The following is a 13,033-nucleotide window of genomic DNA, read 5'->3' on the forward strand; positions in this document are numbered from 1 at the left end:
CACAGGGAGAAACATCATGCTGACAGGCAAATGCGCACTTGTTACCGGATCGACCAGCGGCATCGGCCTTGCCATGGCCAAGGCCCTTGCAGGGGCCGGGGCGGATGTCATGCTGAACGGCTTTGGCGACAAGGACGAAATCGAAGCCACCCGCAAATCGCTTGAAACCGAATTTGGCGTGACCGCGCATTACAATGGCGCGGACCTCTCCAAACCAGATCAGATCGAAGCGATGATGATGGACGCCGCCGCAAAATTCGGGGGTGGTGCCGATATCCTGATCAACAATGCCGGCATCCAATACACCGCCCTGATCGAAGATTTCCCGCCGGAAAAATGGGATGCGATCATTGCGATCAACCTGACCTCGGCCTTCCACACGACGCGCCTTGCCCTGCCGAACATGAAAAAGAAAAACTGGGGCCGGATCATCAATACCGCATCCGCCCACGGTCTGGTCGCATCGGTCCAAAAGGCCGCCTATGTCGCGGCGAAGCACGGCATCATGGGCCTGACCAAGGTAACAGCCCTTGAAACCGCCGAAAGCGGCATCACCGCCAATTCAATCTGCCCGGGCTGGGTGCGCACCGAACTGGTCGAACGCCAGATCGAAGCCAAGGCCAAGGAAGGCGGCATCTCCGTCGAACAGGCCGCAACCAATCTGGTCTCGGACAAACACCCGTCCAAACAGTTCGTCACCCCCGAACAGATCGGCCAGACCGCGCTGTTCCTGTGCTCGGACGCCGCATCACAAATGACCGGCACGCATATGTCGGTCGATGGTGGCTGGACGGCGCAGTAAAAGATGACCTACCAAGCTCTTCAAGTTCTGCAAGACTGTTACCATGCCCTGAATTTGCTAGAAAACGAGGAAAATGAGGACCTCTGGCGTGTCCACTGGGCAGGCGCACTCGCACTTCTGAGAGCAGTGGGCAACGTTTTAAAACAGGTTGACGCCAAAACCGACCCTCGAATTGCAGCGGCAGAGAAAGAGCAATTTAAAAAATGGAAGCAGGATGACAGAGATTCAGAGATGTTCTTTGAATTCATCAAGAAAGATCGCGACTTATTACTAAAAGAATATGAGTTCAATGTTCACCCGTTAGACACTTCCAGCATTTTAATTACTACTAAATTGCGCGATCAAAATGGCAACATTTTTGAGCACAATGAGGTTCATGAACTTGATGGGAATATCTATCGTCCAATTCTTTCCGGCCCCAAGGAAGGGGACGATGCCCGAGATGCATATAAAGAAGCTCTTGAATGGTGGGGGCATCAACTAGATGAAATCGATCAAATAATTTCGAACCTCACCAAACCAGAATAGGCAAGCTTCTAAAACGAGATCACCCCAAATACCGCCCCAAATGCTCCACCAGCATCCGGATTTTCGGGCTAAGGTGCCGGTTGGTCGGGTAAAGCGCCCAGATACCTTCATCGGTCGGCTGGAATTTGGACAGGACCGGGATCAGATCACCGCTGGCGATCCACGGATCGACGTAATAATCCGGCAACTGGACAATGCCGATGCCCTTTAGCGCGGCATCCAAAAGCGCCTGCCCGCTATTGGCGTGGATCGAGCCATGAATTCGGATGGTACGCTCCCGCCCGTCTTCCTCAAACCGCCAGTAATCCAGCGTCCCGACAAGGCAGTTATGGCGCGCAAGCTCCGAAAGCGAATGCGGCTCCCCACGCTTGGACAGATAGGCTGGCGATGCGCAGGCATAAAGGCGGCGGGTTGAAAGCTGCTGGCTCATCAGACTGCCGGTCGTGCCATCCAGCCGCCCAAGCCGGATCGCCATGTCATAGCCTTCAAGCACCAGATCAAGTTTCTGGTTGGTAAAGCGGCACTGGACTTCAAGTTCCGGATATCGGGCGACGAAATCATTGACCAGCGGCGCAATCACGGTTTCACCATAGGTGGTGGGCGCGGTCAGCTTAAGCTTGCCACGCGGCACCTGTGTGAGGGTCCCGATTGCGCGTTCCGCATCCTGCAAGCCATCCAGCAATTGTCGGCAATGCTGATAATAAACCTGCCCGGCTTCGGTAGCACTAACCTTGCGCGTGGTGCGGTAAAAAAGCTGCACGCCAAGCTTTTCTTCTAACGCGGTGATCTGGCGGCTGACCTGTGCCACGGAAATGCCAAGCTGCTTGGCCGCTGCCGTAAAGCTTTTGCGTTCCGTCACGGCGACGAATTCGCTGATCCCATCCCACGCATTCATTATTACACCATCGTAAAAGTCATTTACCGAAATACCGGATTATCAGATCAGGGGAAATAAATACACTGTTGGCAGTAGATCACACAAGCCGGAGGAGCGACATGAGCGCCCAAACCATCACCTGCAAAGCCGCCATTGCCTGGGAAGCGGGCAAGCCGCTATCGATTGAAGAAGTTCAGGTCGCCCCGCCCAAGGCCGGTGAAGTCCGTGTCCGCATCGTTGCCACCGGTGTTTGTCATACCGATGCTTTCACCCTGTCGGGCGACGATCCCGAGGGTATTTTCCCCGCCATCCTTGGCCATGAAGGCGGCGGGATTGTTGAATCAATCGGCGAAGGTGTCACCAGCGTTGCGGTCGGCGATCATGTGATCCCGCTTTACACCCCCGAATGCGGCGAATGCAAATTCTGCAAATCGGGCAAAACCAACCTGTGCCAGAAAATCCGCGCCACTCAGGGCAAGGGCCTTATGCCCGATGGCACCACGCGCTTCTCGCAGAATGGCAAACCGATCTTCCATTATATGGGCTGCTCGACCTTCTCGGAATATACGGTTCTGCCGGAAATCTCGATTGCCAAGGTCAACAAAACCGCCCCGCTTGAAGAAGTCTGTCTGCTGGGTTGTGGCGTTACGACCGGCATGGGGGCTGCCACCAACGCAGCCAAGGTCAAACCGGGCGATAGTGTTGCGATTTTCGGTCTGGGCGGCATCGGCCTTTCGGCCATCATCGGCTGCAAAATGGCCGGCGCCAGCCGCATCATCGCCATTGATATCAACGAAAAGAAATTCGAACTCGCCAAACAGCTTGGCGCGACCGATTGCATCAACCCGAAAGACCATGACAAACCGATCCAGGAAGTCATCGTTGATATGACCGATGGCGGCGTTGAATACAGTTTCGAATGTATCGGCAATGTCAATATCATGCGATCCGCCCTTGAATGCTGTCACAAGGGCTGGGGTGAGTCGGTGATTATCGGTGTTGCCGGTGCCGGTCAGGAAATCTCGACCCGCCCGTTCCAGCTTGTCACCGGTCGCGTCTGGCGCGGCACCGCCTTTGGCGGGGTCAAGGGCCGGTCGCAACTGCCCGATTATGTCGAACGCTACCTCAAGGGCGAATTCAAACTGTCCGATTTCATCACCCACACCATGAAGCTTGAAGACATCAACGAAGCTTTCGACCTGATGCATGAAGGCGAAAGCATCCGTTCGGTCATTCACTATTAAGACCATCTGGCTTCATACGAAAACCCCGCCCTGCCGGTAAAATTCTGGCAAGGCGGGCGAACGGGAGAATAAAATGGGCATTGAAAATTCATCCAGCAACAAGGTATTCGGCGGCTGGCACAAACAATATACCCATCGGTCCGATGTGCTGGGGTGCGATATGCGGTTTGCCATCTTCCTGCCGCGGCAGGCGGGCAAGGGCAACCGTGTACCGGTGATGTACTGGCTATCGGGACTGACCTGCACGGATGAAAACTTCATGCAGAAGGCCGGCGCGTTTCGCATCGCAAGCGAACTTGGCATTGCCATCGTCGCCCCCGACACCAGCCCGCGCGGCGACCATGTGCCCGATGACGAAGAAGAAGCCTATGACTTCGGCAAGGGGGCCGGTTTTTACGTCAACGCGACGCAGGAACCCTGGGCGCGCAATTACCGCATGTATGATTACGTGACCAAAGAACTTCCGGCCCTTGTCCGTGATCATTTCCCGATTTCCGATGATGCGGTGATTTCCGGCCATTCAATGGGCGGGCATGGTGCGCTGATGATCGCGCTTAAAAACCCGGGGATGTTCAAATCGGTGACGGCCTTTTCCCCGATTTCAAACCCGATCAATTGCCCGTGGGGCCAGAAGGCGCTTGGCAATTATCTCGGCGATGACAAATCCGTCTGGAAACAGTGGGACAGCTCGGAACTGATGAAGGCCGCCACCGCCAGGGATATGCAAACCCCGGCCCTCGTTGATCAGGGCGATGCCGATGGCTTCCTGACCGAGCAGCTTAAACCCGATACGCTTTTTGCCGCCGCAAGCCACGCCGGTTATCCGCTGAACCTGCGCATGCAGGAAGGCTACGACCACAGCTATTACTTCATCGCGAGCTTTATCGAAGACCATCTGCGTTTCCACGCATGGCATCTTGGTATCGCCTGAGATCAGGTAACCGCATCAGAACCCGCACCCAAGCGGTTTTCACCCGGCACGCGCCTCGTCCCTATAGGCCTGCCGGGTCTTTTTTTGGAAGATTAATCCGGGTCAAAGCTGCGCGCATCAATGGCATCGGCGACATCGTCCGCCGTTTTAAGCGTGCGGATGATCAGCGGCACGACAAGCGCCAGCACCGATTTATCAAGCCCGCGCGCGCGTTGTGCATCGCGGATTTCATGACCGATTTGCGCAATCACCGGGATAAATCGCAACACCATCGAAAACGCCAGACTGACCTTTTCCGGGTTAACCCCAAACCGCGCCAGCGGCCTCATCGCCCGTTCCAGCGCGGCCAGCATGTCGGACGTTCTGGTCGTCAGGGTCACAAGCCCGGCGAAGCTAACAATCGCGGCCAGCCGGAAAATCACCACAAGCCCCGCCTGCCAGTCATTGAGCCAAAGCTGCACGGCAAAGAACAAAGCCAGCAACCACAATATCGGCCTGATCTGCGCCCAAAGGATGCGCGGGCCAAAACCCGAAGCCGGATACAGAACAAAAACCGTCACCAGCACCCCCGCCAGAACCGGCCAATCAGGGATCAGAAAAACACCAGTCCCCAGCAGGATAAGGGCAAGCACCTTTAACCCCGCTGCCGCCCGGTGCAGGGCGGAATTGCCATCGATGTAAAGTCCGGCAATCACGCCATCATCTCCCGATAGCGGGGAATGGCGATGGCCGGGACGTCGTCACAGGCGATCCGGCCATTTTCAAACACCAGCACCCGGTCATAACCGGCGATCAGATCAAGGTCATGGGAAACCGTAATCACGGTCTGATCCAGTTCGGCAATCGCCCGTTCGACCCGGTTACGATTGCGCAGGTCAAGCAAGGTGGTCGGCTCGTCAAAGATGATGTAACGCGGCGCCATCACCAGCACCCCGGAAATCGCCAGAAGCTGTTTCTGCCCCCCGCTTAACAAATGGCTGGGATGGTTGCGAAATTCCGACAGGCCATATCGCGCAAGGACTTCGTCGATACGACGGTCAATCTCGTCCTTTGGCAGTTTAAGCGCCTTCAGGCCAAAGGCGATGTCTTCCTCGACCACCGGATAGACGATCTGATTATCCGGGTTCTGAAAAACAAAGCCGACATGGCGGCGCACTTTGCGCCCGTCCTTGGCAGCATCGAAGTCATCGACGCGCACAATCCCCGACGATGCCACCTGAAGCCCGTTCAGAAGCCGGACAAAGGTGCTTTTGCCCGATCCGTTGGCCCCGACAATCCCGATCCGCTTTTCGCAAAGTGACAGTGAAATATCGTCAAGCACGCGACGCTGATCAAATTCCACGGTGACATTTTCAAGCGTGATCATCAGCACCCGGCGCAAAATTTCAGACAAGGGATAACAGCAAAAGGCGCGATCTGATGACCGCGCCTCATCAAAACCTAGCGTGCCTTGGAAATCAAGGGATAGGCACGGCGCACGGCAAGGCAGGCTGCGGTTGCAATCGCAACCTTGATCACATCGCCAATCAGGAACGGTGCGGCCCCGACGGTCGCCTTCCAGTAACTGACATCAACAACGATGCTGACCCAAAGATTGCCAATCGCATACAGGACAACAATCCCGCCAACCGCAATCGACAATGCCGCGTTGAAGATATTCAGCCTGTCCCAGAATTTTTCAATCAGCAGGCCGATCACAAACGCCGAAATCACCCAGCCGACGATAAAGCCACCCGTCGCCCCCAGAAGAACACCAAAACCACCGCGCCCCCCCGACAGAAGCGGCAGGCCAAGCGCCACCAGCACAACAAACAGCAGGATCGAAAGCCCGCCACGACGCGCCCCCAAAATCGCCCCGGCCAGCATCGGCCCCAACGATTGCGCGGTCACCGGCACCCCGGTAATCGGCAGGGTGATGGGTGGAAACAGCCCAAGCACAGCGGTCACTGCGGCAAACAGCGCGACATAGACGATATCTTTGGTGTTCATGATTTCACGATCCTTCCTTCCCGTTCTCCCCGACGGTGATGGCACAAGCCCCGACACATCACCGTTCGTTTTCCGGTCCTCCCGACCGGTTCAACGGCCGAAGGGATAGCCGCAAAACCGCAGATCGCAAAGCAAAATGACGCATCATCTCCATCAGGATGGGATAAGGATCGCCTAATAATATTTTGCTTTCAAAAGCTTGCCGCGGATCAAACGGCATCACATTCCGAACCGCAGACAGCCGACGACGGATGCGACGGCAGGGCCCCCACCCAAAACCGGGCTTCCCGCAATCAGGTAAGTCCGACAAACCTTGGGCTTTCGCATCCTCGCCCAACCGGGCGCAGACAGCGCCGCTGACAAGGCCGCCTTCGGACGAACACCTCGCTCCGCTCGCTTTCCGGCAATTCTGCCCCACACCCCGAGCCGACCTCATGCCACCAACAGTCTCGCCAACAGGCCACCTCAGACTGACCCCCTGCTCCGATCCGATCACTCCCGGCCATGGCAGCACTTCTGGCAACCGATGGAGCCCGGACACACCTCGGGCGTCTGCCATCCTCGCCAACAAACCACCTCGGGCTCACGGCCCGCTCCAATCACTTTCGGCAATGGTGACACTTCCCACAACCGATGGAGCCCGGACACATCTCGGGCATCTGCCATCCTCGCCAACAAACCACCTCGGGCTCACGGCCCGCTCCGGTCACTTTCGGCAATGGTGGCACTTCCCGAAACCGATGGAGCCCGGACACATCTCGGGCATCTGCCATCCTCGCCAGCAGACGACCTTCGGGCTCACTGCCTGCTCCGGCCACTTTCGGCAATGGCGGCACTTCCCGCAACCGATGGAGCCCGGACACACTTCGGGCGCACGGGGCCCCACTGGTCCACCATCGACGGGTCACAGCCAACCGCTGCCCCTGCTGCCATCGCTGCCGCTCCCGGCAAATTCAACGCTCCCTCTCCAACAAGACGCACCTCTCCCGTCATGACAAATGACCGGGTTAGTCCCCTTAGTCCTCTGCCTTAGTCCTTGGGCAGAAGGCCGCCATAATGGCTCCGCCATCCGCCAACCCATATCCTGCGGATCGCCCCGCTACCCTGGCTCAATCTTTGCCGTTGCATCCTGATCACCTCTTTCATCCGGCCCCAAACGCAAAAACCCGCGAGGCTCAAGGCCTCGCGGGTTTCGGTCCGGGCGGTTTTCTCCCGTTGACTTTTCTCTTATGCCATAATTAAAAGAACAAATCAAGAACTTTTTGAAAAAAGTTTTATATGCAGTCCGCGTGCGCGGCTATCGTCCGTGCTCAACCTTTCGTCCAAATAGTTCAGGCCCGGCCATTTTCAGGCCGGGCCCGTGTGCTCCCGTCATCCGGTATTATTGCGTCCTGATCCCCATCAGGACGCGGCGGATTGACGGAGCCCCCCTGTCTCGATGATGAAACTCTTGACGTCTTCAAGGCCATCCATCGCCTTGAGATTGGTAAACAGGAACGGACGGGTGCCGCGCATTTTTCTGGCATCGCGGTCCATCACCCCCAGATCCGCGCCAACAAGCGGTGCCAGATCGGTTTTGTTGATCACCAGCAAATCGGACCGCGTGATGCCAGGCCCCCCTTTGCGCGGAATTTTGTCGCCCGCCGAAACATCGATGACATAGATGGTGATGTCGGCCAGTTCCGGCGAAAAGGTCGCCGACAGGTTATCACCACCCGATTCAATAAAGATCGCTTCAAGCCCCGGATGCTTGGCGCTCATATCCTCGACCGCGGCAAGGTTGATCGATGCATCTTCGCGAATGGCGGTGTGCGGGCAGCCACCCGTTTCAACACCGGCAATGCGGTCCGCGGCCAATGCCCCCGACCGGGTCATGAATTCGGCATCCTCGCGGGTGTAAATATCGTTGGTGATCGCGGCGATATTGAACTCGTCGCGCATGGCCTTGCACAGCCGTTCCAGAAGGGCGGTTTTGCCCGAACCAACCGGGCCACCGATACCAATGCGAAGGGGTGAGCTCATGATCTGAAAAGCCTCGTATATTGGGTTTCGTGTTTCATCGACGTCCAGTCAACCATCGGGGCAGCCGCCCCCAGATTGACCGGATCGGTATTCATCGCGGTTTCGGTCGCCATCGCCACCGCCTTGTCAAGGGACGCCAGGGTCCGCACGCCATCGGTCTGCCCCAACGGCACCAGACGCACCGCACTCGACACCAGATTGGCCGCCATCGCGTGCAAAAACGCGCTCAGCGCATCGCGCAGCGGCACATCCGCCTCGGCTGCGGCAATACCCACCGCAACCGGATAGGATGGCAGACGGTCATCATCACGCATTCGTTTCGCCCAGAGGGTTAAAATGCCATCGCCCCAGACCTTTTGGGCGGTCGAGACAAAGGCACGCCCCTGTGCGGTTGCCTCCAGCGCCATTTCAGCCGTCCCGCGCCAGCAATCGGCATCAACCCCGATGTCAAAAAGGGCGTCCAGATCCCCCGCACGCGCCGCGCGCCATGCGGCACAAAACAGCACCGCATCAATCCGCCCGGCACCGAATTCCAGAACCCCTTCGATCCAGGTTGTCAGGCTTTCGGCACTGATGACCCGGCGATCCTCGACCGCGTATTCAACACCGTGGGAATAGGTATAGGCCCCAACCGGGAAGGACGGGCTAAGCCATGTCATCAACCGCATCAGGCCACCCGGCGTCAGGTTGGCGGGGGAACGGGGATCAAGTTCAGTGGTCATGCGGCTCCCCGATGGCATGGGCGTGCGCATGAGAATGGGAATGCCCGTGAGAATGCGCATGGCTATGGTCATGGCCGTGATCATGCCGGTGGTCATGATCGTGATCGTCATGATCATGTGGTTCTTCGAAATGATCATTGCCGTGGCTATGCCCGTGGCCGCCACCGCCCAGCCCGTGATAGGCCCCATTCAGCGGATCGAACGGGGCGACTTCGGCAAAAACAACACCGCCCAGCCCCTGCACCATATCGCGCATGACATGATCATCAATGATGCGAAGCCGCCCGTCTTTCAGGACCTGAAGCGGGGTATGACGGTTGCCGATATGCCATGCCATTTTGGCCGCCGCAATCGGGCCGGAACAGGTGATGGTCAGGACGTCCTCGGCAGCCGCACGCACCACGATCACCCCGCCATCAACCAGACGCAACTTATCCCCGTCGCCCAAACGCACCGCATGGGGCAGATCAAGCAGAAACGCATCCCCGGCATCATCCATCAGCCGGATGCGCCGCCGGTGACGGTCGGCAAAGGCAAGTGTTACCGTACCGCGCACTTCGGATGTGTCGGACTGGCTGACCGGGATATGTTCAATCGCGCGACGCATGATCCGGGCTCCTAGAACAGGAAATAACGCTGTGCCATCGGCACACGGTCGACCGGCTGACAGGTCAGAAGTTCGCCATCGGCACGCACCTGATAGGTTTCCGGATCGACTTCCATTTTCGGCAGGGCATCGTTCAGTTTCATGTCCTTTTTGCCGATATTGCGCGTGTTCGAAACCGCCAGAAGCTGCTTTGCCAGACCGAATTCGGCGGCAATCCCGGCATCGATCCCGGCCTGGGATACGAACGAGAAGCTCGATTTCGACAATGCCGAACCATAGGCACCAAACATCGGACGATAATGAACCGGCTGCGGTGTCGGGATCGAGGCATTCGGATCCCCCATCGCCGCCCCGATGATCATGCCCGCCTTGATGATCATGTCGGGTTTGACGCCAAAGAACATCGGTTTCCAGACCACGATATCGGCAATCTTGCCGACCTCGATTGATCCGACATGCGATGCGATCCCCTGCGCAATTGCCGGGTTGATCGTGTATTTCGCGACATACCGCTTGGCACGGAAATTGTCATTCCCCGGCCCATCTTCCGACAGGTTGCCGCGCTGCTTTTTCATCTTGTCCGCCGTCTGCCAGGTGCGCGAAATTACCTCGCCCACCCGGCCCATGGCCTGACTGTCCGATGAGATTATCGAAAACGCGCCAAGGTCATGCAGGATATCCTCGGCCGCAATGGTTTCGCGGCGGATGCGGCTTTCGGCAAAGGCGACGTCTTCGGGGATTTTCGGATCAAGGTGATGGCACACCATCAGCATGTCCAAATGCTCGTCGATGGTATTCACCGTAAAGGGACGTGTTGGGTTGGTCGAACTTGGCAGAACGTTCGCTTCCCCACACAGCTTGATGATATCGGGTGCATGGCCGCCACCGGCCCCTTCGGTGTGGAAGGTATGGATGGTGCGGCCCTTGAACGACGCGCGGGTATGTTCGACAAAGCCGCTTTCATTCAGCGTATCGGTATGGATCATCACCTGCACGTCAAGGTCATCAGCCACCGACAGGCAGGTATCAATCGACGCCGGGGTCGTGCCCCAGTCTTCATGCAGTTTAAGCCCGCAAACACCGGCTTTGACCTGTTCGATCAATGAACCCGGCAGGGTCGCGTTGCCTTTGCCAAAGAAACCGATATTCATCGGCAATCCGTCGGCTGCCTGCAACATGCGGGCAATGTGCCACGGGCCGGGCGTACAGGTGGTGGCGTTCGTGCCCGCCGCCGGGCCGGTCCCGCCGCCCAGCATCGTGGTGACGCCGGAATACAGCGCATCTTCAACCTGTTGCGGGCAAATCCAGTGAATATGGGCGTCAATACCGCCTGCGGTAATGATGTTGCCTTCACCGGCAATCACCTCGGTCCCCGGACCGATGATGATATCGACACCGGGCTGCACATCGGGGTTCCCGGCCTTGCCGATCCCGGCAATTCGGCCATCGCGAATGCCGATATCGGCCTTGATGATGCCGGTATAATCAAGGATCAGCGCGTTGGTGATCACGGTATCGACCGATCCCTCGGCACGCGATGCCTGCGACTGGCCCATGCCGTCGCGGATGACCTTGCCACCGCCGAATTTGACTTCCTCGCCAAGGATCGTGAAATCCTTTTCGACCTCGATCAAAAGATCGGTATCGGCCAGTCGGACCTTGTCGCCCACGGTCGGGCCAAACATGGCGGCATAGGATGCGCGATCAATTTCATAAGCCATTTTTACGCTCCCAGCTTGCCGTTGATTTTGGCATTAAAGCCATAGACCACACCCGACCCGGCATATTTCACCAGATTGACCTCGCGCGTCTGGCCCGGCTCGAACCGGACGGCCGTGCCCGCCGGGATATCAAGACGGAAACCGCGCGCCGCCTCGCGATCAAAATCAAGGCCCGGATTGGTTTCATAAAAATGATAATGCGATCCGACCTGTACCGGGCGATCCCCGGTATTGGCGACGGTCAGTGTTTTGGTTTCTCGATCCTGATTAAGGATCAGGCTGCCTTCTTTGGTAATGATTTCACCTGGAATCATGGCCTGTTTCCTTTGCCTAGCGGATCGGTTCGTGAACGGTCACAAGCTTCGTCCCGTCGGGAAATGTCGCTTCGACCTGAATTTCATGGATCATCTCGGCAATGCCATCCATCACCTGATCGCGCGTGATCACGGTCGCCCCGTCACGCATCAGATCGGCAACGGATTTGCCGTCGCGCGCGCCTTCGACCACAAAATCCGTGATCAGGGCAATGGCTTCGGGATGGTTCAGTTTCACACCGCGTTCAAGGCGGCGTCGCGCCACCATGGCGGCCATTGAAACCAGCAATTTGTCCTTTTCGCGTGGCGTCAGATTCATGCCGTTCTCCTAAATTTCCCAAAGACGCGGCAGGCGCGCCGGAAGTCCCCGTGTTTCATGGCGGAACTGTCTCCACCACGCGCCGTAAACCCGGCGCAATTTCATCGGATCGCGCGCCATGAAACGCGCGATCACAATCCCCTTCATCGCGGTTGCCGCGCACAACACATCCGTTTCCATCAAACCGTCGGATGCGCGCACCAGACAATCGCGGGCAATATCAAGCTTATCTTCGGCACCCTGCCCGACCAGAATGGCGGTCGCCGCCGCCCGCGCCCCATCAAATGACGCCGGATGATCCAGCATGCGCAAAACATCGCCTTCCAGATGCAGCGCATCGCGCCAGACAGGCCGCCCGTCAATCGAGACATCCCATGCATCACGTGCCAGCCCGGTTGCGAAAACCTCACCGCGGGCAAGGCGGCCAAACACCATGATTTCACCGGCCATCACCTGCCCGGAACCGGTAACGGAAACACTCGTCTTGCGGCGCAGACGCGCTTGATCAAACAGGATGGTTTCATGCGGCAACCATTCCAGCCAGCCGTTATCTTCGGCAGCCAGATCAACCGACATCACGCAATCAGGCCCGGCGGAACGGTAAATCTTTTCTGCGGCCTGTGCGGTAAATAGCGCGGATGCCCCTGCCCTGACCCGGCCTTCAAATGCCAGATGATCGCCACCCACCATGCCGCCCGATGTCGTCACCAGAACGGCAGTCACCAGATCCCCGGCCATCGGCCGCGGGAACAGGATTTTCATCGGATCGCGGTAATAAAGATGATCAAGGGCCGCAAAACCCGCACCCGGCTTAAACGCCACCTCGGCCCGGCCGTCGGTGACGATCGGGTTGGAAGCGTCTGACATTTGCGGTTCCGCCTTCAAATCGCTGCGGACCGGGTTTTCGAGTTTGCGAAGCTGCACAAAGCCACCTGAATATTTCAGTCGCACAACCGG

At 57.7% G+C, this 13,033-nt stretch carries 15 protein-coding genes; 4 read left to right on the top strand and 11 right to left on the bottom strand.

Going from position 1 to position 13,033, the window contains the following annotated elements; all coding sequences use genetic code 11:
• Nucleotides 1-16: 16 nt before the first annotated feature.
• Entirely contained in the window at nt 17-802 is a 786-nt protein-coding gene (locus BC440_RS06800; protein ID WP_063092713.1) for a 3-hydroxybutyrate dehydrogenase, read from the top strand.
• Nucleotides 803-805: 3 nt separating this feature from the next.
• Nucleotides 806-1,330, top strand: coding sequence for a hypothetical protein (locus tag BC440_RS06805; protein ID WP_063092712.1), 525 nt, complete (start codon nt 806-808; stop codon nt 1,328-1,330).
• A 19-nt stretch (nt 1,331-1,349) separates the two neighbouring features.
• On the opposite strand, the gene BC440_RS06810 is transcribed toward BC440_RS06805, so the two are convergent.
• Nucleotides 1,350-2,225, bottom strand: a complete 876-nt coding sequence (locus BC440_RS06810) for a LysR substrate-binding domain-containing protein (protein WP_062951191.1) — start codon at nt 2,223-2,225, stop codon at nt 1,350-1,352.
• Nucleotides 2,226-2,326: 101 nt separating this feature from the next.
• Here BC440_RS06810 and BC440_RS06815 point away from each other — a divergent pair, with 101 nt between their 5' ends.
• Complete coding sequence (locus tag BC440_RS06815) at nt 2,327-3,451, top strand: S-(hydroxymethyl)glutathione dehydrogenase/class III alcohol dehydrogenase (protein WP_063092711.1); 1,125 nt, start codon at nt 2,327-2,329, stop codon at nt 3,449-3,451.
• A gap of 73 nt (nt 3,452-3,524) precedes the next feature.
• Nucleotides 3,525-4,382: an S-formylglutathione hydrolase gene (fghA, locus tag BC440_RS06820; RefSeq protein WP_063092710.1), complete on the top strand. Its 858-nt coding sequence runs from the start codon at nt 3,525-3,527 to the stop codon at nt 4,380-4,382.
• Between the two features lie 92 nt (nt 4,383-4,474).
• Here the strand turns inward: fghA and BC440_RS06825 are convergent, their stop codons facing one another.
• The 10 genes from BC440_RS06825 to BC440_RS06870 form a co-directional block, all read right to left on the bottom strand.
• Nucleotides 4,475-5,077, bottom strand: coding sequence for an energy-coupling factor transporter transmembrane protein EcfT (locus BC440_RS06825; RefSeq protein ID WP_063092709.1), 603 nt, complete (start codon nt 5,075-5,077; stop codon nt 4,475-4,477).
• Nucleotides 5,074-5,748: an ATP-binding cassette domain-containing protein gene (locus BC440_RS06830; RefSeq protein WP_063092708.1), complete on the bottom strand. Its 675-nt coding sequence runs from the start codon at nt 5,746-5,748 to the stop codon at nt 5,074-5,076. Before BC440_RS06830 ends, BC440_RS06825 begins: the two co-directional genes overlap by 4 nt.
• 74 nt (nt 5,749-5,822) lie before the next feature.
• A complete protein-coding gene (locus BC440_RS06835; RefSeq protein ID WP_007088871.1) occupies nt 5,823-6,371 on the bottom strand; it encodes a biotin transporter BioY in 549 nt (182 codons plus the stop codon).
• Nucleotides 6,372-7,772: 1,401 nt separating this feature from the next.
• Nucleotides 7,773-8,393, bottom strand: a complete 621-nt coding sequence (gene ureG, locus BC440_RS06840) for an urease accessory protein UreG (protein ID WP_063092707.1) — start codon at nt 8,391-8,393, stop codon at nt 7,773-7,775.
• The gene (locus BC440_RS06845) at nt 8,390-9,115 is read right to left on the bottom strand and encodes an urease accessory protein UreF (RefSeq protein ID WP_063092706.1); all 726 of its coding nucleotides are present in this window, start codon (nt 9,113-9,115) and stop codon (nt 8,390-8,392) included. The genes ureG and BC440_RS06845 overlap by 4 nt, the downstream gene beginning before the upstream one ends.
• Entirely contained in the window at nt 9,105-9,722 is a 618-nt protein-coding gene (locus BC440_RS06850) for an urease accessory protein UreE (RefSeq protein WP_063092705.1), read from the bottom strand. The genes BC440_RS06845 and BC440_RS06850 overlap by 11 nt, the downstream gene beginning before the upstream one ends.
• A gap of 11 nt (nt 9,723-9,733) precedes the next feature.
• Nucleotides 9,734-11,443: an urease subunit alpha gene (ureC, locus tag BC440_RS06855; protein ID WP_063092704.1), complete on the bottom strand. Its 1,710-nt coding sequence runs from the start codon at nt 11,441-11,443 to the stop codon at nt 9,734-9,736.
• 2 nt (nt 11,444-11,445) lie between these two features.
• Entirely contained in the window at nt 11,446-11,757 is a 312-nt protein-coding gene (locus BC440_RS06860; protein ID WP_007088864.1) for an urease subunit beta, read from the bottom strand.
• Nucleotides 11,758-11,773: 16 nt separating this feature from the next.
• Nucleotides 11,774-12,076 carry an urease subunit gamma gene (locus BC440_RS06865; protein ID WP_007088863.1) on the bottom strand — a complete coding sequence of 101 codons (303 nt, stop codon included), beginning with the start codon at nt 12,074-12,076 and terminating at the stop codon, nt 11,774-11,776.
• 9 nt (nt 12,077-12,085) lie between these two features.
• Nucleotides 12,086-12,943, bottom strand: a complete 858-nt coding sequence (locus tag BC440_RS06870; RefSeq protein WP_223304887.1) for an urease accessory protein UreD — start codon at nt 12,941-12,943, stop codon at nt 12,086-12,088.
• Between the last annotated feature and the right edge of the window lie 90 nt (nt 12,944-13,033).

The organism is Thalassospira sp. MIT1004 (genome assembly GCF_001858545.1).
Taxonomy (GTDB): domain Bacteria; phylum Pseudomonadota; class Alphaproteobacteria; order Rhodospirillales; family Thalassospiraceae; genus Thalassospira; species Thalassospira xiamenensis.